This window comes from Parafrankia elaeagni (assembly GCF_000374165.1).
GTDB classification, from domain to species: domain Bacteria; phylum Actinomycetota; class Actinomycetes; order Frankiales; family Frankiaceae; genus Parafrankia; species Parafrankia elaeagni.
The window spans coordinates 193,905-208,196 of the sequence record NZ_KB893717.1 but is presented as its reverse complement, the minus strand read 5'-3'; the positions used below and the strand labels follow the sequence as shown (position 1 = coordinate 208,196).

11 protein-coding genes are annotated in these 14,292 nt (G+C 72.1%); 8 read left to right on the top strand and 3 right to left on the bottom strand.

Annotation, left to right across the window (positions count from 1 at the left end; translation table 11 throughout):
- Window positions 1-17: 17 nt before the first annotated feature.
- Together B207_RS0111635 and B207_RS40610 are read left to right on the top strand one after the other, a co-directional pair.
- Complete coding sequence (locus B207_RS0111635) at window positions 18-1,751, top strand: FAD-binding oxidoreductase (RefSeq protein ID WP_018636707.1); 1,734 nt, start codon at window positions 18-20, stop codon at window positions 1,749-1,751.
- A gap of 519 nt (window positions 1,752-2,270) precedes the next feature.
- On the top strand, window positions 2,271-2,429 hold the full coding sequence (locus B207_RS40610; protein WP_006542861.1) for a hypothetical protein: 159 nt from the start codon (window positions 2,271-2,273) through the stop codon (window positions 2,427-2,429).
- 50 nt (window positions 2,430-2,479) lie between these two features.
- On the opposite strand, the gene B207_RS0111625 is transcribed toward B207_RS40610, so the two are convergent.
- From B207_RS0111625 to B207_RS33570, 3 genes are all read right to left on the bottom strand, one after another.
- The gene (locus B207_RS0111625; protein WP_018636706.1) at window positions 2,480-3,478 is read right to left on the bottom strand and encodes a C40 family peptidase; all 999 of its coding nucleotides are present in this window, start codon (window positions 3,476-3,478) and stop codon (window positions 2,480-2,482) included.
- Window positions 3,479-3,525: 47 nt separating this feature from the next.
- Window positions 3,526-4,161, bottom strand: a complete 636-nt coding sequence (locus B207_RS0111620) for a hypothetical protein (protein ID WP_230204973.1) — start codon at window positions 4,159-4,161, stop codon at window positions 3,526-3,528.
- Between the two features lie 74 nt (window positions 4,162-4,235).
- Window positions 4,236-4,466 carry a helix-turn-helix domain-containing protein gene (locus B207_RS33570; protein ID WP_154675280.1) on the bottom strand — a complete coding sequence of 77 codons (231 nt, stop codon included), beginning with the start codon at window positions 4,464-4,466 and terminating at the stop codon, window positions 4,236-4,238.
- A 423-nt stretch (window positions 4,467-4,889) separates the two neighbouring features.
- Here B207_RS33570 and B207_RS0111610 point away from each other — a divergent pair, with 423 nt between their 5' ends.
- The 6 genes from B207_RS0111610 to B207_RS33565 all read left to right on the top strand — a co-directional run bounded on the left by B207_RS0111610 (window position 4,890) and on the right by B207_RS33565 (window position 14,259).
- Entirely contained in the window at window positions 4,890-8,135 is a 3,246-nt protein-coding gene (locus B207_RS0111610; RefSeq protein ID WP_026310957.1) for a hypothetical protein, read from the top strand.
- Window positions 8,132-8,572 (top strand): DUF6112 family protein, encoded by a 441-nt coding sequence (locus B207_RS0111605; RefSeq protein WP_018636703.1) that lies wholly within the window; start codon window positions 8,132-8,134, stop codon window positions 8,570-8,572. The genes B207_RS0111610 and B207_RS0111605 overlap by 4 nt, the downstream gene beginning before the upstream one ends.
- A 72-nt stretch (window positions 8,573-8,644) precedes the next feature.
- On the top strand, window positions 8,645-9,424 hold the full coding sequence (locus tag B207_RS38230) for a hypothetical protein (protein ID WP_230204972.1): 780 nt from the start codon (window positions 8,645-8,647) through the stop codon (window positions 9,422-9,424).
- Between the two features lie 185 nt (window positions 9,425-9,609).
- Window positions 9,610-10,836 (top strand): hypothetical protein, encoded by a 1,227-nt coding sequence (locus B207_RS0111600; protein WP_230204971.1) that lies wholly within the window; start codon window positions 9,610-9,612, stop codon window positions 10,834-10,836.
- Window positions 10,837-10,843: 7 nt separating this feature from the next.
- A complete protein-coding gene (locus tag B207_RS0111595) occupies window positions 10,844-12,346 on the top strand; it encodes an SCO6880 family protein (RefSeq protein ID WP_018636701.1) in 1,503 nt (500 codons plus the stop codon).
- Window positions 12,343-14,259 (top strand): conjugal transfer protein TraC, encoded by a 1,917-nt coding sequence (locus B207_RS33565; RefSeq protein WP_018636700.1) that lies wholly within the window; start codon window positions 12,343-12,345, stop codon window positions 14,257-14,259. Before B207_RS0111595 ends, B207_RS33565 begins: the two co-directional genes overlap by 4 nt.
- The last annotated feature ends 33 nt before the right edge of the window (window positions 14,260-14,292 follow it).

Below are 14,292 nucleotides of genomic sequence, written 5' to 3'. Positions count from 1 at the left end.
CGAACGGAACGGGCGGCATGTTCGACGGGCAAGGTTCGATCGACCGGCGGGAGGCACTGCGCCTCGCCGGGGCGGGGCTGGCACTGCTGGGTCTCGGCGGGTTCACCGCCGGCGTCGCCGGGTGCGGCGGCGCGGGCGAGGAGAAGCCGACCGAGCGGGACTGGCAGCGTCTCGCGGAGAAGCTCTCCGGCCGCCTGGTCCGGCCGGGTGCGCAGGACTACACCACCGCGAGCCAGCTCTTCGATCCCGCCTTCGACCAGATCCGGCCGCAGGGGATCGCCTACTGCGCCTCCGCTGCCGACGTGGCGGCCAGTCTCGCGTTCGCGCGGTCAGCCGGGATTCCGCTCGCCGCCCGCTCCGGGGGGCACAGCTACGGCGGCTACTCCGCCAGCACCGGCCTGGTCATCGACGTGTCGCTCCTGAACGAGGTCCGCCCGGGGAGCCGGTCGGGTACGGACGGCCCCACCGCGGACGGCCCCGCCGCAGCCGACACAGCGGCTGCGGGGATCGCCGCCGTCGGCGCGGGAGCCCAGCTCGTCGACGTCTACGACCAGCTCGCGCGGGCGGGGGCGGCGCTTGCTGCCGGATCCTGCCCGACGGTGGGAGTCGCCGGCCTCACTCTCGGCGGCGGCATCGGGGTCGCTGGCCGGCGCCACGGCCTGACCTGCGACCAGCTGCTCTCCGCCGAGGTGGTCCTGGCCTCCGGCGAGATCATCCGGGTGGACGGCGAGCGTGACGCCGACCTGTTCTGGGCGCTGCGCGGGGGCGGGGGCGGCAACTTCGGGATCGTCACCTCGTTCACGTTCGCCACCCACCGGGCGGCACCTCTGACGATCTTCACCTACCGGTGGCCGTGGGACGCCGCGGCCGATGTGATCGCCGCCTGGCAGGACTGGAACCTGCGGCCGGACGCTCCGGACGATCTGTGGTCCACCTGTGTCATTACGAGCACCACAAGCACGGACGGCGCGACCGTGACCGTGCCCGCGATCCGGGTCAGCGGCGTGATCAGCGACGTCGCCCCCGCCGCCGCCGCCGGCTCCGGCGCGGGCGCACGCACACCGCTCGGCGGTTCAGCCGGCTCGGCCGGCTCGGCTGGCTCGGCCACCGCCGTGCCGCAGGCGGCCCAGGACCTGCTCGCCCAGCTGGTGGACGCCGTCGGCCGCGCCCCGTCCTCGGCCTTCGCGGCTCAGCGCGGCCCGCTGGAGGCCATGCTGATCGAAGCCGGCTGCGCGGGACGGACCGTGGCCCAGTGCCACCTCACCGGTCGCCACCCCGAGGGCACGCTGTCCCGGGTAGCCCAGCTCGCGGCGTCGAACTTCCTCACCGAACCGCTGTCGGGCGCCGGTGCCGAGGCACTGCTGGACGCCGTCGAGGCACGCCAGCGGGTGCCCGGCCTGCGCTCGGGCGGCGTCATCCTCGACTCCTGGGGCGGCGCCATCGGGCGGCTGGGCCCGCAGGAGACCGCGTTCGTCCACCGAGACGTGGTCGCGAGCGCGCAGTACATCGCCGGCTACGACCTCGGTGACGACGGCGACCTGCGCGCCCGCAACGCCGACTGGCTGCGGGAGACGGTGGCCGCGCTGGCTCCGCACGTCTCGCGGTCGGCCTACCAGAACTACATCGACCCCCAGCTGACGGACTGGGAGACCGCCTACTACGGGGCGAACCTGCCCCGGCTCCGGTCGGTGAAGCGCGCCTACGACCCGGACAACCTCTTCGCCTTCGCGCAGAGCATCCGCCCCGCCTGAGCGGGCACGCCGAGCGACGCCGACGGGCGCGCCCCACAACCGACGTCACCCACCGTAGTCAGCTTCCCGACAAGGCTGCCGCTCCAGGCAGGGAGTCGACGTCACCTGCCCGGAACGGTGAGGACCAGTACATCGGCTCGCCGGGTCGTCGACTACTGGCCACCCCTGATCAACCCCCTGTCAGTTCCGTGTCATCGGGCGGGCCCGCATCCGGGCCCCGACGTCATCGGCCCCACAGGGGTTTCCCTGCCGGGGCAGCCCTGCTCGATCGGCGGTTCGACACGCCGCCGAAGGCCACGGGGTGGGCTCTCGGACCGGCCTCCCGGGCCGCCCCCGCGATCTCCGCGGGCGGGCGGAGGACCACCCGTGGGCCGCACGGGGACCCCGCCGTGGCACGGCGGTTCCCCTTGCGACCACTACTCAAAGTCAGTACACACATGCTGTCGGCAACCACCGACCGTCACCACAGGCACCGGACCCCCGAGGGCACCGGTTCGCCCACGCTCTTCGGGAGGTCCAATGAAGCAGCTGATCTGGCCGTGGGGTGTGACCATCTTCATCATCTTCTTCATGGTCACCGCCCCCGGCGACGCCGCCGATGTAGTTCACAGCGCATTCGGCGCGCTGGGTACCGTGGCCGACGGGCTCAGCAGTTTCGTCTCGGACGTCGCGGTCTGAGGTCGGGGCCGGGGCGCGGCGGGGACGCCCCGGCGAGACCGGAAACGCCCTCAGAAACTGCTGGCAAAGGGGCGGGTGACCGCGACCACCGTCGTCCAGTCGGAAAGTTCCGAAAGAACAACACCCCACCGCGCGCCCTTCGCCGCGATTACCTGCCCGTTCCCGACATACATTCCGACGTGGCCAGGCGCGAGGGCCGTACCGTCTGATCCAGGGATGAAGAGCAGGTCCCCCGGCTGCGGCTCGACGCCGGCGACCCGGGGGCCGAACGCAAGCTGATCCGTCGTCACACGGGGAATGGAGATACCGATCGTCCGGTAAGCCGCCTGCACCAGGGACGAGCAGTCCCACGCGTTGGGCCCGTTGGCGCCCCAGACGTAGGGCTTGCCGATCTGCGACCACATGAAGTCGAGCACCGGCTGGACCGACTCCACCGACACCTCGACCCCGGTGTCCAGCGCGTCACCGTACACCTGGGCCTGCGCCAGAATGGTACGCACATAGTTGCGCGTTTCCGGGTAGGGCGGCACACCGGCATAGGCGAGCACGGCGCCGGGCCCGGCGTTGTAGGCGGCGAGCATATTTTCCTGAGCCGAGCCGGGAACATTTTTCACCGACGCCAGGACCGCGCAGTCGTAACGCGCGGCGGCCGGAATGGCGTCGACCGGGTTCCACACATCACCGGTGCCATGAGCGGCCCAGGTGCCGGGCATGAACTGGGCTATTCCCATCGCCCCCACCGGGGACCGGGCCTGCGGGTTGAATCCCGATTCCTGCCGCAGCTGGGCTGCCAGCACGGCGGGCGTCACCTCGGCGCAGCCGGCCGCGTTCGCCGCATCCGTGATGAGCTGCACGTACTCGGTCGGGATCCCCTCGGAGTTCACGATCGCGCGGCTACCGGTCCGCTGCTCCTCGAGGAACGGCGCGGCGATCACCAGGATCAGTATGGAGATGAGCAGGAAGACGCCACCGATGGTGACGAAGCCACCGAAGCCCAGCCAGAGCAGCCAGCGCCCTCCGCGGCCCGGTCGCCGCGACGTTCCCACCATGCCCGTCGCCCGCCTCTGCCCGTCGCTTGTCCGTACTACCGGCCCGGCTACCGGCCAGGCGCGTCACCGGCGGCGTTCGCCAGGTCGGCGCCGGCGATCCGCCAGGTGCCATCCGTGCCGGCCAGCATCGTGACCGCCGGTGTCGAGACGGTGATCTCGGGCTGGCCGTCGTTCGAGACCGTCTCCCTGCGCACATTCAGCAGGAGCGCCACCTGCCCGGATGTGGTGGTGTCGGTCGCTCCGACGGGTGTGACCGCAAGCACCGTGACCGCCGACCGGGTGCCGGCGGCCCGCAGCTCCTGCCAGGCACGATCAGCCTGAGGGTCGCCCCGCCCCCCGTCCGTGCCGTCCACACCCCCACCCGGGCCGGAGGCCCCGGTGAGCTTCGCCGCGAAATCCGGGGTGAGGCAGTCGCGGGCCCGCTCGACCCCGGCCACCGGGCCGGCGTCGGTGCGCGCGTCGAAGGACTGCCACTTCTGAAAGCAGTCCCGGGCCACAGCCTGCGGATCTGTGGGATCAACCGTGCCCTGAGGTTCCACGGTGGCGGTCGCGAGCGGCGGGCCGGGCGCCTGGCTGGCCCCCGGGGGCGGCCCACCGGTCGGCGACGGCGCCGGCTCGGTCGAAGCATTGTCGAGCGCCGCGCAGCCCACCGCCGTAACCAGGACGAGAGAGATCAATGTCACGCAGCGGGCAAGGGGGTGGCACCAGGAGCTATCGGTGTGCCGAACTGGAGTTCCTCCCTGGTGCCCGCGTGGTCTCACTCGTGGCCGTCCAGCCAGTCCCGAACCCGGCCGCGCCGGATCCGCCACTGATGACCCACCTTGCGCGCGGGGATCGCCCGCTCGGACAGGAGCTTGAGCACGGTGCTCTCGGAAAGCCGCAGCCACGACACCAGCTCGTCGACGGTCAGCACCTCGTCGTCGTCCGCCGGGCGGCTGGAGCTCTGCGTCCTCGCAGGTGGGGAACTCGAGACCACAGGGGACGCCACCGGCTCGGCGGTCCTCGCCGCCGGCCGGGCAGGCATGCGCGGCGGGCGCGACGAACGCGACGAACGCGACGAGGCCGCCGGAAAGCTGTCCTGCACCACCCAGGGCCCCCTTCTCGACCGGCGTCAACCAGCCGTTGTGCACCGGCGAGGGAGGCTAACACCGCAATGCCTGCCCTGGCGAGCCCCAACTGGCGCTTGTCATACTCGAATGGCTCGTGTTACATCGATCCGACCGCAGCCGAGAGTAAGTAACAGTAAGTAACTGTAACTGGCACCAACTGGCCACCCGAGTGGCCAGGCGGGCCATCAGCTCAGCTCCTGACCGAGACCCACCGATCAGTCCAGACCAGGCGATCAACCCAGACCAGGCGACACAGCCCAGACCAAGCAACCAGCCCAGACCTGCCAGGAGGGCGACGGCGCGTGAGCGATGTGCCACAGGCACCGTACGGTGAGGAAGGGGACGCGCGGCCCGTTTCACTGATTGGCGCGCGAATCCCCGCATCCACGCCGTTCGCGGCCGAGCTCCCGGCTCGCGACGGCGAGAGCGAGGACCGCACCGGCGCACGGGCGGCCCGCCGCCGACACCGCAGGCGCGGCGACGAGGACGAGGCCACCGCCACCGACGGTGGTGGCGGACCGTGGCAGGACCAGGCGTTCCACCTCGAGGATGCGGCACCGGACGAGCCCGGCCCCCCAGGCCGGTCCGGCATGTCGGGGCCAGGCCGGACCGGCATGTTCCGTGACACCCGTGACGAGCCGCGCGGCCAGGCCCAGCGCCGCGGCCGCCGGCTGCCCCGCACCCCGCCGAGTGCCGGCCGTGACGGCACACCGGCCGCCCCCGGCGATTCGGGCCGCGGCGAGGGCGGCCGCGGCGGTCGCGCCGCAGCACCGCGTGTGCCCCGCCCTGAACCACCCGTCGCCGGCGAGCCACCGCGCCGCGTCGACGTCGCCCGCGTCCCCGCCCCGGTACCCCCCGGCCGGTTCGCCGCGTCGTCACCGCTGCCACGGGTCACAGCCGCCACCCCGACATCGGACGTCCCGGAGGACGAGCTGGCGCAGCGGAATCCGCCGCGCCGCCCGGCGCTCCGGCGCGCGGCGACACCCCGCGCCGTCCCGCCGCCGACCCCCATGGGCCGCAAGGACCCGAGCTTCCCGCCCGCCACGGCGGGCTCCGTGACCGCGCCCGCCGCACCCTCGACACCCGCCGGCCCGGGCACGGCAGCTCCCACCAGCCGCACCGGTCCAGGTGTTCCAGGTGTTCCGGGTGGTGCCGGCCGAGGTGGTTCGGGCGCCGCGGGCGGAAGGGGTGCCTCCGGTCGCTCCGGTCTGTCTCGGGCCGGTTCGTCGGGGGGCGCGCGGCCCTCGAGCAGCGACCCGCAGGAACCGCCGTCCCGCCGGGGCGGCGGAACCAGCGCGCCCCCGCCGGGCCGCCGGCCCACCTCGGCCGGGCCGCGCCGTCCCGGCCGCCCGTCCGCCCTCGCGCCGAGGACTCCCACCACCGGCCCGCAGCCGGCGGTTCCCCCTCCTGCTGCCGCGCCGCCGCTCGCGGCTCCCCAGCCACCTGCCGTCCCGCTGCCACCTGCCGTCCCGCTGCCACCTCCCGCGTCGCTGCCACCTGCCGCGTCGCAGCCGCCTCCTGCCCCCCAGCCACCCGCCGCTGGCCCGCAGTCACCGGCCCTCTTCGGATCGGACCCGGCGTCGCCCTCCGGCTGGAACGACCCGTCCGGGGGCGGCTATGGGCATCCGGGCCAGGCCGGTGGCGGGCCGGAGCAGGTCTACCCACCAGACGCCGCGCTGCCCGCCCAGGCGCCCGCGCCCACGGCCGAACCGGCACCCGCAGCCGGCACCGAGCCGGCGGGCGAGACGGCCTGGCCGGCAGGGCAGGCCTGGCCGGCCGAACCCGCGTGGCCGACGGATCCGGCCTGGCCCGGCGATACCGCGTGGTCAGGCGCTCCTGCGGAGACCGTGCCCGCGGAGGCCGTGCCCGAAGCGACCCCGGCGGCCGTCCCGGCCTGGGACCAGGCCGATGCGTGGCACGAGGTGCCGGCACCGGCACCGGCCGAGATCGTGGAGGCGCTCCCGGCCGATCTGACGGCCCAGCCGGCCGCTGCCGACCAGTACGGCACACCTGGCCAGCACAGCTGGGACGAGGTGGCCCCGTCGGGGTCCCCGGTGCCGCGGCTGGCTGCCCCGACCAGGGTGCCCGCCGTACCCGAGTCGCCTGCGGCCACGGAAAGCCACGAGGAGCCCACCTCTACCGAGATGGTCCCCGGCGGGCGCCGCCGCGTCCCGGCTCTCACCGCCGGAGACGAGGTGCCGGCCGCGCTGCTGCGGCCGTCCACCCGCCGGCAGTGGCCCGGGCAGGAGAGCTGGGCCAGTGGGGACGAGTCCGAGCACTGGGAGGAGATCCCACTCCGGACCACCCTCTCGGACCGGGCGTCCAGCATCCTGCCCGGCTCGTGGCGGATCGCCGTGACCTCGCTGTTCCCCTATTCGGGTACCACCACGCTGACCGGGGTCGTCGGCCTCACCCTGGCAGGGGTGCGCGGCGAGCCGGTGCTCGGCATCGACCTCCACCCCGGGGCCGAGACCCCCGGGTTCGTACCGCCGACCTCGGCCGACAGTGTCGAGATCGACGAGTCACGCGGCGACAACCTGGTCAGCAGGGTCGGCAGCCGGGGGCTGGCCACAGTCGCCGACATCGCCCGCCTGCGCGGCTCCGGCGCAGGTGTTCCCGCCGAGGAGACGCGGGCGCTGATCAGCGCACAGCGCGCGGGCAGCGTCTACGACCTGGACGTCCTGCCGGTCGACCGCCCTGCCGAGAACGGCACCGCCGGCGCCGGCGACCGGTCCCTGGTTCCGGTCGACGAACCGGCCACCCCGGCCATGCTGCACGCCGTCCTCGGCGGTCTGGCCCACGCCTACCCGCTGGTCCTCATGGACGCGCCCGCGGCCGCTCCGCTGACCCCCACCGCGCTGCGCTCCGCCGACGCGGTGATCCTGGTGACGCTGGCGACCGCGTCCGACCTGGAGACAACCCTCGCGGACCTGATCGATCCGGAGGGCGCACTCGCCGGTGTCGGTGTGCGGGCCCGTGAGCCAGCCGGCCGCGGGCGTCTCGAGCCGGGAGCACCTGACGACGGGACAGCGGATCCGGCGCCTTCCGGGCCCGTCGTGATCGCGGCGGTGGTATCGCCGCGGCGGGGCCGGCCCTCGCCCCGCGCGCGCAACGCCACCGCGCGGCTGGCCCGCCATGTCGACGGCATCGTGCGGGTCCCTTACGACCCTCGCCTCGACCCCAGCCGTGGCACCCCGGTACGGATTCCCCGGCTGCGGCTGGCGACCCGGCGGGCCTACCTGCGGCTCGCCGCCGAAACGGTGGACGCCCTCGCAGCCGTCGCCGACTCCGAAGGCGACGCGCAGGAGGCCGAAGCGCAGGTCACGGTACAGATAGAACCAACATCGACAGTAGCTCGACCGACCGTCCGGCCACCCACCGAACTAGCAACACCCAACACATCGACGCTGTCACACACTGCCGATGCCGATCACGGTCAGGTGCCGGGCGTATCATTTGGCGACCTGCGGCCCGGAAGCCCACCCGCGCGGGTGTCCGAGCCGGATCGTCCGGGCGACCCGTCGCCCGCAGGAAGGGAACCACGATGATCGTCGATGCTGCAGCCGCTTCGGCAGCGGTCATTCTTGCCGCGGTGGACGTCACGCCGGACAACTCCAAGGCACCCGGCATCAATGCCCTGCAGGACCTGGTCAACGGTCTGGCAGCCTACGCGGTCGTCGCAGCCGTGGCCGCCGTCCTGCTGGGCGGAATCGCCTGGGCACTCGGTGAGCGGATGGGGCTCGACCGCGCTTCGGCGGTGGGCAAGAGCGGTGTCCTCGCCGGGTTCGGCCTCGCCTTCCTGGTCGGTGCCGCCGCAGCGTTCGTCAACTTCTTCCTCGCGACCGGCGCCTCCGCCACCAACGACTCCGATGATGCGAACAGCATGCGCCCGCCGGCCGTGGTCCAGACGTTCACCCCAGCGCCCGCTGATGACATCGTCGATGACCCCGACGTGGTCCATGAGCTTCCGTCCAGCGCCTTCTAGCCGGTTCCGGAGGTATCTGGCCTCCGACATTGCGATGATGACCCTGCCGGCAACGGAGGGGAGTGGGCGTTGGTGAGCCTGACGGAGTGGGCATTCGGGCGCCTGATCATCGTCATCGTCGCGACAGCCACGGTGACCGCGATCGGGGCCGGTGGCATCGGTTACGTCGCGGGGCGGCATTCATCGGACAGCGGCCCCAGGACTCCGGCCGATTCCGACCCTGCCCCCGAACAGTCCGCCGAGGACCCCCCCGAGACACCTGCCGTCGCCGTTTCCCCCACCAGTGAGGTCCCCGTGGCAGCCAGCGACGGCCCGGTGGGTGGGCCCACCCGGGTCAACGAGTTCGGGGTGCCCGTCGGCTACCCCCACACCGAAGCCGGCGCGATAAGCGCTTGCGGTAATTACTTCACCGCCTACAACAATGTCACCAATCGGGCAGAAGACAGAATTCGCGGATTCTTCGGCTCGATTTCAGATCAAACATCAGTAGAAACACTTGCCAGCGGAATACTGCAGGTCGACGAAGAAAACGCGGCGACACTCGGCGTCACATCAATTCAGGATCCTCAAGTCAACTTCGACGCGCGGCCTCTGGGATATCAGATCCAATCATCTTCGGAGTCCGACGCGACAATATTTGTTTGGGGCGCAATATCTCTCGGAGTTTACGACTCCGTAGACCCAATTAGGCAGGCTCAGGTCCGCTGGGGCTCAGAGATTTGCCAGGTGCGCTGGCAGGAAGACGACTGGAAGCTGATAGACGCCGACGACGGCCCCGATGGCCCACTTCTTCATAGCCGTAACGCCGGAGAATTTAGAGATTTCGTGATGGCTGGAGGACCTCAATCATGACGGGCGGTATTGCGGCCTCCACGCCAGACGAAACCGTAGTCCTGGCATGGACACCACTCACACCTCTCCGGGATCTTGCCGGTGGGGCTGCGGAAGATTTTCTGGACTCGGTCGGCAAGGCGTTCTGCAACATGGCGGCCGATCTTTCGGCGTCCGTTTTCAGCTTTGCGGCACAGAAGACCGCTGTGGATCTCAATGCCCAGTATGTCGTCGACAACTACAACATCGTCTTCGGCGTCTCGATCCTGATCGTGACCGGTCTCTTCCTCTGTTCCTGCACCGTGGCCGCCCTGCGGGGCGACCCGCATGTGTTCGTGCGTGCCCTGGTCTCGACCGGTACGGCGATCATCGGCTCGTTCATCGCCCTGACGCTGCTGCAGATGATCCTGGCCGCCTCGGACGGCATGGCCGAGGCCTTCGGCAACGACAAGGAACTGGGGGCGGACCTCGTCGCCCAGCTGAGAACACTGCCCGAACAGGGTAATTTCGCCCTCGACCTGGTGCTGTCGCTCCTGGTTGCCATCTTCTCCTTCACCCTGTTCGTGGTGCTGTACATCCGGAAAGTCGCGATCATCGTGGTGGCGGTGTTCATCCCGCTGTACCTGGCGGGTCAGCCGACCATGACGACCAGCACCTGGATCAAGCGCGCGGCGGAGATGCTGGTCGCCCTGATCTTCGCGAAGCCGGTCATCTACGCGATTTTCGCCCTGGGTGCGGGCATCGCCCAGGATTCGTCCGGCTCCACGGTTGACCAGACACTGAGCATTCTCAGTGGTGTCGTTGTGATGATCGCGGCGGTCTTCTCACCGTTCATGCTCATGCACCTGCTGGGGTTCGCCGATGTTCAGCTGATGCGCGCGGTCGGATCGGCGGGCCGCCGGAGCGCGGCGTCGTTCGGGCATGGCGCGGGCGCGCTGCTCGGCTCGACCTCGCGGGACACGTTCCGCGGAATCGGTTCGCGGCTGCAGACCAGGAACCGGGGAATGCTCGGCGATGCCGGCGTGGTCGGTGGCTCGGCGCTCCCGGCCGCGCGGCCCGCTGTGCGGCCGGGCCGCGGTGGGAACGCCCCGGCCGGACTGCCCGCGCGCGCCGGTACCGCCGGCGCGGTGCGTGCCAGGGCCAGCCGTTCGGGCATGCCGGGTCCCGCTCCGGCCCGCGGTGGGCGTGAGGCGCCGGCGACGGCGACGGCGAGCGTGCGGGCTGCCCGCAGCACGGTCGGTGCGGCCGCCGGGGCACCCCGGTCCGTCCCGGCGAAGGCCGTCACCACCCGCGGGGGTGGCGGCGTGACCCGGGTCGGCGGGGCTGGTTCGGGTGGCGGGCGGACGTCCGGAGGCGGCCCGGTGGCGAGGCCGCCGGTAACGCCGCAGGCCACGCCGCGGGTGACCCCGCCGGCGCGTACCGGCGGCGGGTGAGTGGATCGTGATCGCCGAACGCAGCTATCGCTTCGGGCCCCTGGAGCGGGGCGGGGTTCTCCTCGGCATGCGCTGGCCGCAGCTCGCCCTGCTGATCGGCGTGATGCTGTCGGTCCTGGGTGCGCTGCGCTCGCCGTTGGTCTTCGTCCCGCTGTGGCTGCTGCTGGCGGCGGGGTTCGTCTTCGTCGCGTTCGTCCGGGTGGAGGATCGTAACCTCGACCAGTGGGTGCCGATCGTGTTCGGCTTCACGATGCAGAAGGTGACGGGCGAGACGGTGTTCCGCGGAGGCTTCTTCCGGCTCGGGCCAACCGAGGACCGGATGACCAGGACGGCCCTGCCGGGGCCGCTGTCAAGCCTGGTCATCCTGTCGTTCCCCGTGGGCGGCGGCCGGTACGTGGCCGTGGTCAAGGATGTGAAGAGGCAGACCTACACGGCCGTCCTGCAGGTGAAGGGCAGCCAGTTCGCGCTGCTGGAGTCCGGCGACCAGCAGGCCCGGGTGGATGCCTGGGGCGAGCTGCTGGCCGGGCTGACCGGCGGCGGCGGCAAGCTGTCGCGCATCCAGTGGCTGGAGCGGACGCTGCCGGACTCCGGCGACCAGCTGCAGCGCCACTGGCGGGTGCGGGGCCATCACGACGACTCCTGGGCCGCGGAGGCCTACGAGCAGGTGATCGACGCGGCGGGGCCGGTCGCGCAGCGGCATGAGACCTACCTGTCCTTCCAGCTGCGGGCCAAGGACGCCCGCCGGGCCATCCAGCGTGCGGGTGGTGGTGACGAGGCTGCGTGCGCAGTGCTCCTCGGCGAGCTGCGGACGATGGAGGCGGCGCTCGCGCGCGCCACGATCAACACGGTGGGGTGGCTGCCACCGCGGGCGCTCGCCGCGGTGATCCGCACGACCTACGACCCGTACTCGACCGAGATGATCGACGCCCGCGGCGGTGCGAGCACCGACCTCGCCGGTGGGCTCAAGGGGCTGCCGTCCGGCATCAACCCGGCGATCGCCGGCCCGGTCCGGGCGGTCAACGCCTGGGACCACTACCGCACCGACTCCGGCTTCCACACCACCTACTGGATCAACGGCTGGCCTCGCGTCCCGTCCCCGGCGGCGTTCCTGGCACCGCTGCTCATGGAGACGACCTGCCGGCGTACCGTTTCGCTGGTGGTGGAGCCGCTGCCGGGCCGCAAGGCGGAGAAGGCGGTGAACCGGCGGCGCATGGCGCACCTCGGTGAGCAGCAGATGCGGGACAAGGTGGGCAAGGTGACGACCCAGCGGGACGTCGCCGAGGCGGACGAGGTCGAACGGCGCGAGCAGGAACTGATCGCCGGCTTCGGTGCCTTCCGCTTCCACGGCTTCGTCACCGTCTCCGCGGACGATCTGGAATCCCTCGCCGACGCCTGTGGCGAGGCCGAGACGCTGGCGTCACGCAGCCGGCTGGAGATGGTCCGTCTCGTCGGCGAGCAGGACCAGGGCTTCAGTGTCGGCGCGCTGCCGCTCGCGGTGGGGGTGTCGTGACGCCCGCTGACTCCGATGACGCCGGCTACGAGACCGGCCGTCAGACCGGTTTCGACCCGGGCTACGACTCCGGCTACGAGACTGGCTACGACCCCGGCTACGGCTATGACGCCAGCAACGAGGCCGAACCGGGCTGGCAGGCCAGCGGCTTCGCCGACCTGGGCGGCAGCCAGCAGAGCCGGCGGCGGCGAGCGAAGGCACAGGCAGCCCACAGCCGCCGGTCACGGCGCGCGGAGCGCGCGGCGGCGAACGCGGAGAAGATCGCCATGCGCCGGGCGCAGGCCGCGCTGCGGCGCGGCCTCCAGCCGCCGAAGCTGCTCGGCCCGTACGCCGGCCGGAACTACCACAAGCTCCGCCTGCCCGCTCACATGGAGACCACGGCACAGATCGCCGGGATCTACCCCTTCGTCGTCGACTCCGGGCTCGACGCGCCCGGCATGTACATCGGGCGGCACGTGTGGTCGGGCAACTCGTTCGACTTCGACGTCTTCGAGCTGTACCGGCAGCAGGTCATCGAGAACCCGAACTTCGCGGTGTTCGGCGCCGTCGGCTCCCGCAAGTCGGCGCTGCTCAAGACACTGATCTCCCGCGGGTCGGCGTTCGGCTACCAGGCCGCGGTCCCCTGCGACCCGAAGGGCGAGTACACCCGGCTCGCCCGCCGGCTCGGCTGCGAGCCGACCTACATCGGCCCCGGCCTCTCCACCCGGCTCAACCCGCTGGACGCCCCTCCGCGCCCGCGGGGCATCGCGGACGCCGACTGGGCCCGCGAGGTGAAGCGGGCCCGCTCGGCGCTGCTGTCCTCGCTGATCGAGACGGCGAAGGGGGTGCCGCTCACCCCGGCCGAGCACACCGCCGTCGACCTGGCGCTCGACGTCGTCACCCGGCAGATCACCGGGGCCGCACCCGACCGCTGGGCCACCCCGCTGCTCCCCCACGTGCTCGAGGCGATGACCGACCCGACGGAGGAGGACTGCGCGGCGCTGCCGATGACCGCCACCGAGCTGCGGGACGCCTCCCGCGACGCGACGCTGACGCTGCGGCGGCTCACCCACGGTGCCCTCGGTGGTCTCTTCGACGGTCCGACGACGTCCCCGCTGGACTTCGACCGGCCGATCGCCGTGCTGAACCTGGAGCGGGTCCAGGGCAGCGACGAGATGATCGCGCTGATCATGACCTGCGCGCAGGCCTGGATGGAAGCCGCCCTGATGCGCCAGGACGGTGTGCAGCGCTACGTCGTCTACGACGAGTGCTGGCGGCTGATGCGCTTCGCCGGGCTCGTCCGACGCCTCTCCGCCCAGCAGAAGCTGGCGCGGCAGTGGGGCTGTGCGAACGCGATCGTCGCGCACCGCATCTCCGACCTGCTCTCCGCGTCCCCCGACTCGGTGGAGATCGCCAAGGGCCTGCTCGCCGAGACGGCGATCCGGATCCTGTACAAGCAGGCGTCCGACCAGATCGCCGACACGCAGGAGGCGCTGGGCCTCACCGACGTCGCGGCCGACCTGCTCCCGCGGCTGGACCCGGGCTACGCCCTCTGGCTGATCCAGCACCGCGCGTTCTACGTCGAGCACGTCGTGGGCGACCTGGAGATCCCGGTGGTGCTCAACGGGTCCAAGATGCACGGCGAGGTGGACGACACCAACCTCGTGCCGGACGATCTCGACCCCAGCGAGCTCGACCCGCCGGAGCTCGTCCCCACCCTGTGGCAGGACGGGGACGACCACGTTCACGACCCCGCCGAGGAGGACGAGGAGAACCTCGTCGCCGGCCCGCGCTGGTCCGCTCCGCCGCTGGTGCGGGAGGGGCTCCACCACATCCAGGTGGGGGACCCGCACGTCCCCGGCGAGGCGACGCCCCCGCCGACCTACCACGGGATGGGCCAGCCGCCCGCGGGCGGCGCCGGCGCACACCGCTGACCCGCCCGCGTGCCCCGCGCTGCCGGCGGGCCG